This is a genomic window from Luteibacter yeojuensis, from assembly GCF_000964085.1.
Taxonomy (GTDB): Bacteria; Pseudomonadota; Gammaproteobacteria; order Xanthomonadales; family Rhodanobacteraceae; genus Luteibacter; species Luteibacter yeojuensis_A.
This window is the reverse complement of sequence record NZ_JZRB01000011.1, coordinates 19,064-32,169: the sequence shown is the minus strand read 5'-3', so window position 1 is coordinate 32,169 and position 13,106 is coordinate 19,064. Positions and strand designations below refer to the sequence as shown.

Sequence of the window (13,106 nt, the reverse complement as noted above, 5' to 3'; positions counted from 1 at the left end):
GTGGCCGGGATCGTACCGAGCCTACGCCCTCTTGATGGGGGCAGGGGCAGGATCAGGCAAGAACGGGCTGGGTTCCGGCATTCGCCGGGGGCCAGGCCAGCCCTACCTTTCAGGGCAACCCCTTCCCACCCGGAGTGACCCCATGAGCGCCAGCCAGAACCCCACCCGCCGCATCGCCATCGTCACCGGCGGCAGCCGCGGCCTTGGCCGCAACACCATCGAAAACCTCGCCCGCCGCGGGGTCGACAGCCTCTTCACCTACCACTCGAACGAGAAAGAGGCGCACGCCGCCGTCGATGCCGTGGCCGCCCTGGGCGCGCGCGCCGTGGCCCTGCAGCTCGATACGGGCAACACCGCCACGTTCGACGCCTTCATCGGGCAGGTGCGCGAAGCACTGGCCACCCTTGGCGCCGAGCGCTTCGACTATCTCGTGAACAACGCCGGCACCTCGCACCACACGCCGATCGCGGAAACCACCGAGGCCCAGGTCGACGCGCTGTACAACGTGCACTTCAAGGGCGTGTTCTTCCTCACCCAGAAGCTGCTGCCGCTGATGAACGATGGCGGCCGCATCGTGAACATCTCCAGTGGCCTGGCCCGCTTCTCGATGCCGGGCAGCGCGCCGTACGCGGCGATGAAGGGCGCGATCGAGGTACTGACGCGTTACTTCGCCGCCGAGTTCGGCCCGCGCGGCATCACGGCCAACACCGTGGCGCCGGGCGCCATCGCCACCGATTTCAGCGGCGGCATGGTGCGCGACAACCCGGAGATCAACAAGCGCGTGGCCAGCTTCACCGCCCTGGGCCGCGTCGGCGAGCCCGACGACATCGGCCCGATGATCGCCGCCCTGCTCTCCGACGAGAACCGCTGGGTGAATGGCCAGCGCATCGAGGCCTCCGGCGGTATGTTCGTCTAAGACCGAACCTTGTGGGAGCGCGCTTGCGCGCGATGGGTTGTGCAGTGAGCCCATCGCGCGCAAGCGCGCTCCCACTGGGAGTTCGGGGAGTTCAGGGGGTCAGGGGCAGCCAGGCGCGGGGGCGCCCACGCGCGGGCTGACCACGATGCGATCGAGATCCGGCGCGAAGCCCGAGGGGTTGCCTAGCTGGATGGTATTGCTGCCTTTTTGCAGCGACACCACCAGCACCTTCGCCACCGGGTCGTCGAAGCTGCTGCCGTCGAGGTCGAGCTGCTGCGTGTTGCGCCCGTTGATGGTCAGGAACAGCGAGCGTGGCCCCTTGGTCGCGTAATCGATCTCCAGCTGGTACGCGCCGGCGCGCGGGGCGGTGACCCTGGTGAACGTGACGCCGTTCGCCGCGCCGCCACCGATGTTGCCGGCCTTGGCAAGCCCGGAGAAGTAGTTGCTGAAGCCCGCCGTGACCGTGCCGCCCAGCGTCGCGGATTCGGCCTCGTACACATCCGCCGCCGGCGCGGGCACGCCCAGGCCATCGCGGATGACGATGCGGTCGAGGTCAGGCGGGTAGCTCACGTCGTTGCCGAAGCGGATGCGGTTCACGCCACGGCGCAGGCATATCGGCAACGTGCTCGACGAGGGGAGCTGGAAGCTGCCGCCGCCCGAATTGAACGTGTGGTATGGGCCATCGTTCACGCGGTACAGATACGAGCGCAGGCCCAGCGTCAGCGAATCCACTTGCATCAGGTACACGCCATCGCGCGGCGCCACGACGTTGTTGAACGACACCGTATTGTTCGTACCAAGGCCCAGCCCGCCAACCTTGTTGCCACCGGCACAGCCTTCGCACGCGAACACCTGCGCCGTACCCCCGAGCGTCGCCGCTTCCGCCTCATAGGCCTTCGACGGCCCCTGCGGGATCGCGCCCGGGAAACGCTCCACGAGCAGCAGCTGCGTGCCATGCGCGGGCAGCACCACGCTGTGCTGCCCGATCGATGGGCCGAGCTCCTTGTGCGTCCACAGGTCGCGCGTGCGCCACGTGCCGGCCGTGCCGAGCAGGTGCCACGGCAGCGTCACCGTCGCGGGGGCGCCGGTCATGTTGAACAGCGCGACGTAGGCGCGGCCGTTGCCCTGGTCGGACACCCACACCTGCTGGTCGCCGCCGAGCAACTGCGTGGCCGGGCGCCCGGACTGGTCGATCGCGAGCACCTCGTCGTTGGTCGCGATGCGCAGGCCATCCGGGTCGGTCCGGGTCAGGTCGCCACCCAGGTAGATCGGCGCGTTCGCCATGGCCCAGATCGTCATGGCCGAGCGCTTTTCGTCGAGCGTGAGCCCATCGAGTTCGCCATCGGCGATGTCGAGCGTATCCAGGTCGTTCCAGCCCTTCGCGGGGCCGGCGGCATCCTGCCACGACGGCAGGTCGCGGAAGCGTTTCTCGATGCGCGGCCAGTTGGTGAGCGTGGCGCAGCGGCCCTCGCATTCCACGTCGTCGTCGATGCGGCGGGCGTTGGCCCACGTGGACCAGATGCCGTTGTAATCTTTGTCGACCTGCCACGACACCGTGAACCACATGGGCCGGCCGCTTTTCGCGATGGCCCTGGACCACGCGACGACGTCGTCGCGGTTATCGATGCTGAGGTCGTCGCTGTACGAGCCCGGCGTCACGCCGTCGAGCTTGATGAAATCCACGCCCCATGACGCGAACAGCGCGACGACGGAGTCCATGTACGCCTGCGCGCCGGGCTTGGAGAAATCGATCTTGTAGTGGTACGGCGACTCGCCGGGCCCGCCGAACGCGTTGCCCGCGCGGTGCGGCAGCGCAAGGATGTCCTGGATATGCCGGTCGCTGCCCAGGATGGGGAAATTCCCCTGCACCGCCGGTTCTTCCACGCCCGGGATCCAGTAAATGCCGGCCTTCTGGCCATTGGCATGGATGTGGTCGATCAGCGCCTTGATATCCGGGAACGTCGCCGGATCGGGGATCGGCCGGCCGTTCGCATCGAAGCCACCCATCCACCCCGAGTCGAGGTTGATGTATGTGTAACCGTGGGCCTGCAGCCCCGACGCGGCCAGCGCGTCGGACTGCTTCACCATGTTGGCCTGCGTCAGGAACGCAGGGTCGAGCGTCTGCTGGCTGAAACTGCTCCAGCCGAGGTAAGGCCGTTGCGCCACCCCGTTGACCTGGGCGGTGGCGGTGCTGGCGAGGGCGGTGAGGCCACAGGCCAGCGCGAGGTAGCGGAGCGACGGGGCACGACGTACGGGCATGACGCGACTCCTGGCGGGGGAAACTAGCGTTTTTCGAAGACGACACCCGCGGCATCGAAGTCGCCCTTCAGCGCCAGGTCGATGCCGTGTTGCATCCAGTACGCGCCGCTCGCGGCGTCGGGCGTGCCCGGGACGGCGCTGCCGTGGATGTAGCGCACGCGGTAACGCGCGGCCGGGTCGAGGCCCTGCAGGCGCAGCGTCGGGAACGCGCGCGCCTCTTCGGCCTGGCGCTGGAACGCGAACAACACGGCCTGCCGGCGGTCGGCGGATACCGAGTTCGTCGCCGACCATGGCGCCCTGCCCTGCGGCGAGAGCAACCGGTAAAGGTCGCCCCGCTGCACCGTGGCGCGGATGGTCTTGTACTCCGCCACGTAGCGTTTCGCCGTCGCGTCGTCGGTCGCGGTCCAGTCGAGCAGGTTCGCCCCGATGCCGAGGCCGCCCTGCATCGCGGAGAGGAAACGGAAATCGAGTGTCGTGGGCCGCTGGTTCATGCCGCTGGGCGAGCCTGTCACCCATGCCATCATCGCGGCGGGCGTATAGGCCTGGGTAAAGCCATCCTGGATCGACAGGCGATCGGAGGCATCGGTGTTGTCGGAGGGCCACACTTCATCGGTCAGCGCCATCACGCCGAGGTCGACGCGCGCGCCGCCACCGGAGCACGATTCGATTTCAACGCCCGGGTGCTTCTCGCGCAGCCGGCGCAGGATGTCGTAGAGGTTGTGCGTGTACGCGACGTACACCTTCTGCTGCTCGTCCGGCGCCATTTGCGGCCAGCCCGGCTCGCTCCAGTTGCGGTTGTAATCCCACTTCAGGAACTGGATGTCGTTCTCGGTAAGCAGCTTGTCGAGCACCTCGAAGAGATGCGCCTTCACGTCCTCGCGCGCCAGGTTCAGCACCAGCTGGTTGCGGCCCTCGCTGCGCTGGCGGTCGGGGAAGTTGAGCACCCAGTCCGGGTGCGCACGGTAGAGGTCGCTGTCCGGGTTCACCATCTCCGGCTCCACCCATAGGCCGAAGCTCATCTTCAGGCCATGCACCTTGTCGATGAGCGGCTTCAGGCCATTCGGGAACTTGGTGCGGTTCACCGTCCAGTCGCCGAGGCCGGCGTGGTCGTTGTTGCGCGCGCCGAACCAGCCATCGTCGACGACGAAACGCTCGACGCCCAGCGCGGCTGCCTTCTCGGCGAGCCGCTGCTGGCCGGCATCGTCCACCTTGAACTCCGTGGCCTCCCACGAGTTGTAGAGCACGGGCCGCAGCTTCGCTTCATCGCCATGCGGCAGGATGGCGGTCTTCTCGAAGCGGTGCAGTAGCCGCGATGCCTCACCCATGCCGCCACCGGTGTAGCCGCCGTAAAACACGGGCGTCTCGAGCGCTTCGCCCGGCTTGAGGCGGTAGCCGAAGTCGAACGGGTTGAAGCCGCCGGTGACCCGCACCTGGCCCAGGATGTCCTCGTCCACGCGGATGCGCCACGAGCCGCTCCACGCCAGCGCGCCGAACCACACGTCGCCACTGGCCTCGTCCCATGCGCCGCCACGGTTGATGGCGAACCACGGGTTGTTCTCGTCGCTGGTGGAACCACGCCGGCTTTCCAGCACCGTGGCGCCCGGCGTGATCGCACGTGTCTGCAGGTGCCACTCGCCCGCCCACGTGCCCGTGAGGTAGCGCAGCGAGTAGTCACTGCCGGCCGGGAGGCTCCACGTCGCGGCCGCCGCGCTGTCGATCGTCAGCGGCTGCTTGCCCTTGTTCTCGATGCGGGCCGAGCGGCCGATGATGCCGGTGGCCTCGTCGGCGGTGTAGCGCAACGTGACATCCACGCCGGCCTGTTTGTCGCGCAGCACGATGGCGAGCGCGCCGTGGTCGATGGTGTAACTGTCGTAACGCAGGACCAGGTCGCGATTGCCATCGTCGAACTTCACCTTGAGCGCGGGCATGGCGGTGATGTTGCCGCCCCAGCCGGCGTATTCCTGGCGCGATAGCGCGCCCTTCGGGTCGAACGACGAACGCTCGCGCGCCGGCATGGCCGGGCCCAGCGGGTCGTCGCCGGCGAGCCGGGCGCCCCAGTACAGCGTCTGCAGCCGGCCGTCTTCATCCACGCCCATCGCGTAGGTGACCTTGCCCGCGTCGAGGCGGAACACATGCGATGCCGCGTCGTAGCGCGGCGTGGCACTGCGCGGCGCCGGTGCGGCGGCCAGCGGCATGGCGAGCGCGGCGGCCAGGGCAAAGGCGAGCCGGGCGGTGGTGGCGTGCTGGTTCAACGGTCGTACCCCTCTTCGGAAACACGGAAGGCAAAGGATCGCGCCAACGCCTGCCCCGGCGCGAGCACGGCCATGCCATGGGCGGTGGCACCGCCCGGCAGGTTCAAGGCATCCACGGGATGGTCCACGGGCTCGAAGCAGAAGAAACCTTCGCCTTCGGGCACGTAGAGGATGTAGGTATCGACGTCCCCCGAGACGTCGAGCGCAAGGCCCCTGGCGGGCCAGGTGATGCGCGCCCTACCCGTCCACCCCTGGAAGCCGTTATTGAGGCCGCCGGTGGGCAGATCGGTGTCGGTAGAAAAATCCCACGCCGGCGGCACCGCGTCGCGAACACGCGGGGCGAGGTTCCGCGAGTCGTTCAACCACACGGTGCGCGCCGGGGCGTGCAGGCGCACGCTGTCGTGGCAGGGAAAGAAAGGATGCAGCCCCAGGCCAAAGGGCCGCGCTGCGCTGCCGGTGTTGGTCACGCCGAGCTCGACGCGCAGCGCATCGTCGTCGAGCGCATAGGCGAGCGTGGCCTCGTAGTCGTAGGCGCCCGCGATGGTGTCGTGCAATGCCAGCGTGACCGACATGGCGGCCTGCCGCACCACGCGCCACGCGCGCTGCCAGCCGCTGCCATGGATGGGGTAATCGTCATCCGCGCGGTTCAGCGGCAACGTGATGCGCTCGCCGCCGTGCGTGAAGCCGCCGCCCGTGACGCGGTTGCTCCACGGCACCAGCGGGTAGCAGGCCAGCCGGTTCGGCTCGAAGCCCGTGGGCGTGGCGACCTCGCCGGGCTCGACGGCCCGCATCAGGGCGACAGGGCCCGAACCACCGGCCAGCCAGTCGAAGCATGCGAGGCCACCGCCCATGGCAGGGACCACTGTCACGCCAAGCCGCGCGTTCTCCAGCCGCACCATCACCCTACCGTCCCCCGGCACCCACGTCAGCCCCTGGGGATCAATTGTAGTATTTTATGATTATCCGACCGCAAGCTGCGGCGCAGCATGCGCCGCGGGTGCCGCCTAGAGGCGCCGGCGGATATTGCGGCGCGAGGTCTGGACCATCGACAGCATGGCGTCGCGCGCCGCGGTGGGCTGCTTCCTGCGGATGGCGTCGAACACCTCGAAATGCTGCGGCAGGGCCGCCTTGAAGTCGGCGGAATTGCGCGCCGAAAGCAGGAAATACTGGCCCAGCGCCGTTTCGATCACCGTGAACAGCGACACCATGAGCTCGTTGTTGGTGGCGAGCAGCATGGTCTCGTGGAACGCCAGGTCCGCTTCGGCCCAGGCATCGAGGTCTTCCGCCGCCGCCATGGCCTCATACGCCACCTTGAGCGCCGCGAGCTGCTCGGTGGTGCGCCGCCGGGCGGCGGCCGCGGCGGCGCCTGGCTCGATCAGCTCGCGCATCTCGACCAGTTTCTCGACGAAATCGCTGGTGGGCATGGAGGCGCAGCGCCACGCCAGCACGTCCTGGTCCAGCTGCTTCCAGTGCACTTCCTCGCGCACCCGGGCGCCGGTGCGCTGGCGTGACTCGATGAGGCCTTTGGCCACCAGCACCTTCATGGCCTCGCGCAGCGCCGTGCGGCTGACGTCGAGTTTCTCGGCAAGGACATCCTCGCGGGGCAGGCCCTCGCCGGGCGCCAGCTGGCCGCCCACGATGAGCTGGCCAAGCTGCTGGACCACCTGGCTATGCAGGTTGCGTGCTGCCACGGGCTTCAACGGGGTGCGCTCCTTGTCAGGTCCGCACACACGTTATTCGCCAAGCCGGTGGCGTGGCAAGCTCGCGCCACAGTCAACGGCCGCGGCCGTTCAGAACCCTGCCCTGCGCGACACGCTGGCGACACGCTGCCCCGGCAAGCGCTTCATCAATGTTTTTTCGGGTCCGCCGCACGCTGTGCGTCCGTGCTTGAATTCGTACCCTGCCCCTTCGTTTGCGGTGGCACGGGCGTGCCGTACTCGTCTTTCTGGCGTGGGTCTTTCGAGCCGGTCGTATTCATCGCGTCGTTCCAGTGTTGCTTCTGTTCCTGCTGGCGCGAGCGTGCGGTCTCGTCGACCTTCTGCGGCGCGGAATTGGCCGTCTGGGTCTTCGTTTCGACCGGTGTTTCCTGGGGTGCCGCCATGGCGCTGAGTGCCAGGCTGGCCGTGATGGCGAGGGTGAACAGGCGCATGGTGGGTCTCCTTTAGCGGTGTGCCCACCTTGCGACGGGCACCATCACCACCGCGCCCACGGCTCGTGAAGTCGACATGCAACCCTGCGTTTTCTACGCACCCGGCACGGCGAAAAGCCGGGTTCAAATATCTGCCGAACTTTCATACACCCGGACCGTTACCTGCCGCGCGGCCTTCGGTATAACCGCGTCACCCGTAACGTATCGCGCTCCACGCAGCAGGCTCCATGATCCGCCAGATCCACCGTCGCCAGAATCTCGCCCTTATCCTCTCCACCCTCGAATTCGCCGGCTACCCCTGCCCCCACACCCAGGCGGGTGCGCTGGGCAACATCGTCACCGGCCGCAAGCTGATCCGCATGATCCAGGGCGGCGACGTGCCCTCGCTGTTCGCCCGGGGCGCCGAGCACGCCCTCGAGCTGAAACGTGGGTGGATGGACTTGCCCTACAACGACATGCCGCTGCTACCCGTGCGCCTGGTGCGGCACGACGACGCCGTGCCGGATCCCCTATGACGTTCACGCCGGGTGCCCGCCCGGTGTCAGGGAAACGCCAGAGCCGCCGTGCATGCTTTCTTGCCACGCCCCGGAAAGGATGCATGCCATGACACTCGCCCGCTGGTTCGGCCTCGCCGCCCTGCTCCTGCCCGCCGCCGCGCTCGCCACCACCGGAAGCGAACCACTGGATGGCCTCCAGCGGCGACCATGGCAACCCGGCGCCCCAGGCATCGAGGTGCCTTTATGGCCGACGGGCATGGCCATCACGCCACCGGCCTACCCGGGCCCCGAAGTGTTCGGTTTCAGCAAGGGCACCATCGCTGGCAAGCCCATCCAGATGGTGCAGCATGTCTCCCGGCCCACGATGGCGATCTACCCCGCCAAGGGCGTGAACAGCGGCGCGGCCCTGCTCGTCTTCCCGGGTGGCGGCTACCGCGTACTGGCCATCGACCTGGAAGGTACGGAGATCTGCGACTGGGCGACGGCGAAAGGCATCACCTGCGCCGTGCTGAAGTACCGCGTGCCGGGCTCCGGCCCTTACTGGAACGACGAGTGCCACTGCCGCCGCGACCCGCCAGCGCCGATGGCGCTGCAGGACGCCCAAAGGGCCATGGGCCTGTTGCGCGAACGCGCCGCCCAGTTCCGGTTCAACCCGGCCAGGGTGGGCGTGGTGGGCTTCTCCGCGGGCGGCCGCATGGTGGCCGACATCAGCAACCACCCGGCACGCGCCTACACGCCGGTGGACGCCGCCGACCGCTTGCCCAGCCGCCCGGACTTCGCCATGGCGCTCTACCCCGGGCACCTTTGGGACGGGGAGCCTGGTGGCATAGCACTGACGAAAGAGGTGGCGATCGACCCCAAGGCGCCGCCCACCTTCATCGCCCAGGCGGGTGACGACGCCACGGACGATGTGCGCGAATCGCTCACCTACTACCTCGCCCTGCAGCAGGCCAGCGTACCCGTGGAAATGCACCTTTATCCCGAGGGCGGCCACGCCTTCGGGGTACGCCCGACGGATAAGCCGATTTCGCACTGGACGGGGCTCGCGGAAGGTTGGATGCTCCGCCTCGGGATCCTTTCCAGGGGCGTGCCCACCCGCTAAAGCGGGCGGCAGGCCAGCCGATAACCCTTCATCACTTTGATGGGGACACAATATGGACATTGTTCACGGTGCCACCCGCCTCGACATGCGGTTCGCCACGCTGATCGGCTTCTTCTGCGGATTTTCCATCTACGGCATGGTCGTCGGCGACCTGATGCACCTGCGCATCTACCCGCTCGGTTTCGCGGTCGGCGCCTTCGCCGGCATCGCCCTGGCTCGCCAGGGCATGGGCCGTCTGCAGCGCGGCCGGGTCCGCCAGGTGGTGCGCGCCCGCGGGCGCTGACCTGCCCTCAGCCTGCACTAAGGCAATCGCGGTTTACTAAGCCGGTCGTAGCGTCCGTGCCTGCCTCACCGGGAGGGAATCGCCATGCACCGCGCCCGCACTTGCCTCGCCCTCCTGCTGCTCGCCGTCGCCCCGTCCTGCGCCTTCGCAGGCAACGGCCCGTTCGGTATCGACCACCGCCTGCATTACGACAACAGCGGCATATGGAAACGCTCGCACCAGAACGTCCTGCTCTACGGCACGATACTCACGGTGGGCACCAGTGCACTGGCGCTCGGTGGCGACGACCCGCTGGGTGACACGATGTGGCGCACCGTCGACGCCATGGTCGCCACGTCGCTGACCACGACGGTGATGAAGCATGCATTCCGCCGCGAGCGGCCCAGGGACACCGACAACCCCAACCGATGGTTCAAGAGTGGCCATGCGGATAGTTTCCCCAGCGGCGAAGTCGCCCTTATGTCCGCCGCCGTCACGCCATTCATCGCCACCTATGCCGATGAACACCCGATGGTCTACGCACTAGCCTTGCTGCCCGCCTACGACGCGGTGGCGCGCATGAAGGTGCGCGGGCACTGGCAAAGCGATGTGCTCGTGGGCGCCGCCGTTGGCACGACGATCGGCTTGTGGAGCGCGCGGCGCAGCGATTCGCCGATCATCCTTGGGTGGTTGCCGGGTGGGTTCCGGGTGGGGTTTATCCATCGGTTCAAGTAGGGATTTCCCCTACGAAAACCAGAGGCGTTCGCCTGCATACCGCCGTTCGCTGAAAGAACACGATGTCGCTTTGTTGACTGCCTCGCCCTTTGGGCGATCTGGAACGAGCGACGATGTACATGATGTACGTGGATGAAAGCGGAGACCCTGGCCTTGTCAATTCGCCGACGTCAGTCTTTGCGTTGACTGGACTGATGCTGCACGAGGCTCGCTGGCGAGAAACCATGAGCGGGATTCTCGCGTACAGATACCACATGAGGGATAGGTTCGGCCTCAAGATCCGAGAGGAAATCCACGCATCGCCGCTAATCAACAAGCCTGGCGATCTCGTCCGAATTCCAAGAAATGACAGGCTCGCAATCCTGCGTCATTTCTTGGACACCATCGCAGCGCTGCCGGGCATTTCGATCACCGGCGTTGTCGTCGACAAATCGGACAAGCCCATGCATTACGACCCGCACCGGAAAGCATGGGAGGCCCTGTTGCAACGATTCGACAGCACGCTGTCCAATGCACGTTTCTCTGGCGCCATGCCGCGACACGAGCGCGGCATGGTCATTGTCGACGGGGATCAATCGGGTCGCCTCGTTTCGCTAGTGCGCCGAATGAGGCACGTGAATCACGTTCCATGCACGCATGGAGGCGCGTCGGAGAACAGGCCCACGCACCACATCATCGAAGATCCCGTCTTCCGCGATAGCAGGCACTCAATGATGATCCAGGCGGCAGATGTAGCGGCCTACTTCCTGCTCCAACAGGAGACGCCCAACGCCTACATGAGGAAAACCGGCGGAAAGGCATACTTCAAGCGCCTGGCACCCATCCTCGACCCGGCCGCCGACGGTGGCGACGTGCAAGGCTTGGTGCGTCTCTAAATAAAAAGGGACGCCTAAGAGGCGTCCCGGGTGGGTCCTACCGACCAGACTGGCTGGCTTTCAGACCCATATGGAGGATTGCGCACCAAAGGCGATGTGTCAATGTGAGCTGTATCTGAAGACATTCAAGTCAATAGTTTCAGGTTCCGCGCCTACGATCGGGCGGCATCGGGCCGCTTCGCGGGCGTGTGTGATGTCGGTCTGAAGCACGCGCGGCTCGCTGAATACCTTCGAAGATGTCCATGACAGGTTGTAGGTGAAACCCTACATAGGTCGGGCGATTCGCCTACATACATGGGCGGTCGCTAAGCCGAGGATGCGTTGCCGGCATGATGTCGGTCTAACGCGAGGTTTCCATGTTCCTGAACAAGTTTCTCGCTGCATCTTCCATTGCATTGATCGCAACGGTCGCCGCGGCCGATGCGAGCGCCGCGGTACGTAACGCCTCCTCGGCGATCTACTTTAATTCCAGCGGTGTCGTGGTGGGCCAGCAGGTCACCTACTGCACAAGCGACATTGCCCACATGGGCGATGTGCACCAGCCGTACCACGTCATGCTCCAGTGGTCCTGCCCAGACGGCAAGCCGAGCGGCGCCTCACGTCTCTATCCGGGAACAGTCGTCGTTCAAGCCACATTCCCGCCTGGCGTGAACCTGCCCACGATGTGCTCGCAGCTAGAAGGCTACTGCGAAGGCGTGCAGGGGCCCGACATGCTGCCCGGGATGGGGTGGCCGGTGTATCCCGGCAGCGGCTACGACAATCAGGGGAACCCGACCTTCCCGTGATTCCAGGAGCGCCGGCCACACCGGCGCTCGTTTCACACCGCTCGCGCTCCGTGATAGCCGCTGGTCAAGGGATGACACATTGCGTTGCTCGCCCCTGCTCGATACGGCGATCGTCGAAGACCTGGTCGCCGACGCGCGCCGCCTTAGATGCTGGACGTCTACGACTTCGACCTGCCGTTCGTGAAGACGACCGAAAAGCAGTGATTTTTACGGTGATTTTCAAGGGTAAGAATGGTACGCCACGAATTGCTCGCGTTACCCGTTGAATGAATTGGTGCCCGGAGTGGGACTCGAACCCACATACCCTTTCGGATGAGGGATTTTAAGTCCCTTGCGTCTACCGGTTTCGCCATCCGGGCAGGAAAGAAAAAAGGCGCACCGCGTGAGCGGATGCGCCTTGGGAATGCGATGGAGGCCGAGGTCGGAATCGAACCGGCGTACGCGGATTTGCAGTCCGCTGCATGACCACTCTGCCACCCGGCCATCGCTTGCGCACGCGGAGATTAGCCGCATGGCGCTTAAAAAACAAAACCTCGGTTACCCGAGGCTTTGCGAAATCCTGGAGCGGGAAACGAGACTCGAACTCGCGACCCCGACCTTGGCAAGGTCGTGCTCTACCAACTGAGCTATTCCCGCGTCGTAGTCCCGTCATTTTATGGAAACGGGCGATGGTGTCAACTAATTATTTCACGTCGCGCGGATCGCCCCGCAGCGCGGGCCATGCGGCGCGGAGGTAGTCCAGGCCCGACCAGATGGTGAGGATGCCCGCGATAACTAGCAGGGCCTCGCCGATGTGGTACAGGCGCAGGGTTTCGGCATCGTGCTGGAGCAGGAGCACCACCAGGGCCACCATTTGCATCATGGTTTTCAGCTTGCCCAGGAAGGCCACTTTCACCTTTGAGCGCTCGCCTATCTCGGCCATCCACTCACGCAGCGCCGAGACGCTGATCTCGCGCCCCACGATGACCGCCGCCGTGATGGCCAGCAGGATGCCCGGCCAGCCCTCGGGCGCGGACTGCACCAGCAGGAACAGGGTGATGGCCACCATGAGCTTGTCGGCCACCGGGTCGAGGAAGGCGCCGAAAGCCGAGGTCATGTCCAGGCGGCGGGCCAGGTAGCCATCGAGCCAGTCGGTGAACGCGGCGAGCACGAACACCACGGCGGCGGCGAGGTTGGCGCCGCGGAACGGCAGGTAGAAGACGACCACCATCACCGGCAGTAACAGCACGCGGAAAAGGGTGAGCCAGGTGGGCAGGTTGATGCGCATGGATTCA

At 66.2% G+C, this 13,106-nt stretch carries 13 protein-coding genes and 3 tRNA genes; 7 read left to right on the top strand and 9 right to left on the bottom strand.

What is annotated here, in order from left to right:
- Positions 1–142 precede the first annotated feature (142 nt).
- Positions 143–916 carry an SDR family NAD(P)-dependent oxidoreductase gene (locus tag VI08_RS05795; protein ID WP_045828613.1) on the top strand — a complete coding sequence of 258 codons (774 nt, stop codon included), beginning with the start codon at positions 143–145 and terminating at the stop codon, positions 914–916.
- Between the two features lie 99 nt (positions 917–1,015).
- On the opposite strand, the gene VI08_RS05790 is transcribed toward VI08_RS05795, so the two are convergent.
- From VI08_RS05790 to VI08_RS05770, 5 genes are all read right to left on the bottom strand, one after another.
- Complete coding sequence (locus tag VI08_RS05790; protein WP_045828612.1) at positions 1,016–3,175, bottom strand: alpha-galactosidase D; 2,160 nt, start codon at positions 3,173–3,175, stop codon at positions 1,016–1,018.
- Between the two features lie 23 nt (positions 3,176–3,198).
- Positions 3,199–5,427 (bottom strand): alpha-galactosidase, encoded by a 2,229-nt coding sequence (locus VI08_RS05785; protein WP_232309477.1) that lies wholly within the window; start codon positions 5,425–5,427, stop codon positions 3,199–3,201.
- Positions 5,424–6,326: an aldose 1-epimerase gene (locus VI08_RS05780; protein WP_052697709.1), complete on the bottom strand. Its 903-nt coding sequence runs from the start codon at positions 6,324–6,326 to the stop codon at positions 5,424–5,426. The genes VI08_RS05785 and VI08_RS05780 overlap by 4 nt, the downstream gene beginning before the upstream one ends.
- Positions 6,327–6,431: 105 nt before the next feature.
- On the bottom strand, positions 6,432–7,118 hold the full coding sequence (locus tag VI08_RS05775) for a FadR/GntR family transcriptional regulator (RefSeq protein ID WP_232309476.1): 687 nt from the start codon (positions 7,116–7,118) through the stop codon (positions 6,432–6,434).
- Positions 7,119–7,273: 155 nt separating this feature from the next.
- Positions 7,274–7,576, bottom strand: a complete 303-nt coding sequence (locus VI08_RS05770) for a hypothetical protein (RefSeq protein ID WP_045828610.1) — start codon at positions 7,574–7,576, stop codon at positions 7,274–7,276.
- A 227-nt stretch (positions 7,577–7,803) separates the two neighbouring features.
- Between VI08_RS05770 and VI08_RS05765 the strand changes: the two genes are divergently transcribed.
- The 6 genes from VI08_RS05765 (at position 7,804) to VI08_RS05740 (ending at position 11,832) form a co-directional block, all read left to right on the top strand.
- Positions 7,804–8,091, top strand: a complete 288-nt coding sequence (locus tag VI08_RS05765; RefSeq protein ID WP_045828609.1) for a hypothetical protein — start codon at positions 7,804–7,806, stop codon at positions 8,089–8,091.
- Positions 8,092–8,170: 79 nt separating this feature from the next.
- The gene (locus VI08_RS05760) at positions 8,171–9,175 is read left to right on the top strand and encodes an alpha/beta hydrolase (RefSeq protein WP_084621289.1); all 1,005 of its coding nucleotides are present in this window, start codon (positions 8,171–8,173) and stop codon (positions 9,173–9,175) included.
- A gap of 52 nt (positions 9,176–9,227) precedes the next feature.
- Complete coding sequence (locus VI08_RS05755; protein WP_045828608.1) at positions 9,228–9,458, top strand: hypothetical protein; 231 nt, start codon at positions 9,228–9,230, stop codon at positions 9,456–9,458.
- Between the two features lie 84 nt (positions 9,459–9,542).
- Positions 9,543–10,172 carry a phosphatase PAP2 family protein gene (locus VI08_RS05750; RefSeq protein WP_045828607.1) on the top strand — a complete coding sequence of 210 codons (630 nt, stop codon included), beginning with the start codon at positions 9,543–9,545 and terminating at the stop codon, positions 10,170–10,172.
- Positions 10,173–10,285: 113 nt separating this feature from the next.
- Positions 10,286–11,047 carry a DUF3800 domain-containing protein gene (locus tag VI08_RS05745; protein WP_045828606.1) on the top strand — a complete coding sequence of 254 codons (762 nt, stop codon included), beginning with the start codon at positions 10,286–10,288 and terminating at the stop codon, positions 11,045–11,047.
- Between the two features lie 356 nt (positions 11,048–11,403).
- Entirely contained in the window at positions 11,404–11,832 is a 429-nt protein-coding gene (locus tag VI08_RS05740) for a hypothetical protein (protein WP_045828605.1), read from the top strand.
- A 272-nt stretch (positions 11,833–12,104) separates the two neighbouring features.
- Here the strand turns inward: VI08_RS05740 and VI08_RS05735 are convergent.
- The 4 genes from VI08_RS05735 to pgsA all read right to left on the bottom strand — a co-directional run bounded on the left by VI08_RS05735 (position 12,105) and on the right by pgsA (position 13,099).
- Positions 12,105–12,191 (bottom strand) — tRNA-Leu (locus tag VI08_RS05735).
- Positions 12,192–12,241: 50 nt separating this feature from the next.
- Positions 12,242–12,315, bottom strand: a tRNA-Cys gene (locus VI08_RS05730).
- A 77-nt stretch (positions 12,316–12,392) separates the two neighbouring features.
- Positions 12,393–12,468: transfer RNA gene (locus tag VI08_RS05725), tRNA-Gly, on the bottom strand.
- Between the two features lie 46 nt (positions 12,469–12,514).
- The gene (pgsA, locus tag VI08_RS05720; RefSeq protein ID WP_045828604.1) at positions 12,515–13,099 is read right to left on the bottom strand and encodes a CDP-diacylglycerol--glycerol-3-phosphate 3-phosphatidyltransferase; all 585 of its coding nucleotides are present in this window, start codon (positions 13,097–13,099) and stop codon (positions 12,515–12,517) included.
- Positions 13,100–13,106: the final 7 nt, after the last annotated feature.

Coding starts and splice junctions, on each gene's coding strand:
- VI08_RS05780 (WP_052697709.1), bottom strand. CDS start 6,326: ATGGTGCGGCTGGAGAACGCGCGGCTTGGCGTGACAGTGGTCCCTGCC.
- VI08_RS05740 (WP_045828605.1), top strand. CDS start 11,404: ATGTTCCTGAACAAGTTTCTCGCTGCATCTTCCATTGCATTGATCGCA.
- VI08_RS05760 (WP_084621289.1), top strand. CDS start 8,171: ATGCATGCCATGACACTCGCCCGCTGGTTCGGCCTCGCCGCCCTGCTC.
- VI08_RS05795 (WP_045828613.1), top strand. CDS start 143: ATGAGCGCCAGCCAGAACCCCACCCGCCGCATCGCCATCGTCACCGGC.
- pgsA (WP_045828604.1), bottom strand. CDS start 13,099: ATGCGCATCAACCTGCCCACCTGGCTCACCCTTTTCCGCGTGCTGTTA.
- VI08_RS05755 (WP_045828608.1), top strand. CDS start 9,228: ATGGACATTGTTCACGGTGCCACCCGCCTCGACATGCGGTTCGCCACG.
- VI08_RS05790 (WP_045828612.1), bottom strand. CDS start 3,175: ATGCCCGTACGTCGTGCCCCGTCGCTCCGCTACCTCGCGCTGGCCTGT.
- VI08_RS05765 (WP_045828609.1), top strand. CDS start 7,804: ATGATCCGCCAGATCCACCGTCGCCAGAATCTCGCCCTTATCCTCTCC.
- VI08_RS05770 (WP_045828610.1), bottom strand. CDS start 7,576: ATGCGCCTGTTCACCCTCGCCATCACGGCCAGCCTGGCACTCAGCGCC.
- VI08_RS05750 (WP_045828607.1), top strand. CDS start 9,543: ATGCACCGCGCCCGCACTTGCCTCGCCCTCCTGCTGCTCGCCGTCGCC.
- VI08_RS05745 (WP_045828606.1), top strand. CDS start 10,286: ATGTACATGATGTACGTGGATGAAAGCGGAGACCCTGGCCTTGTCAAT.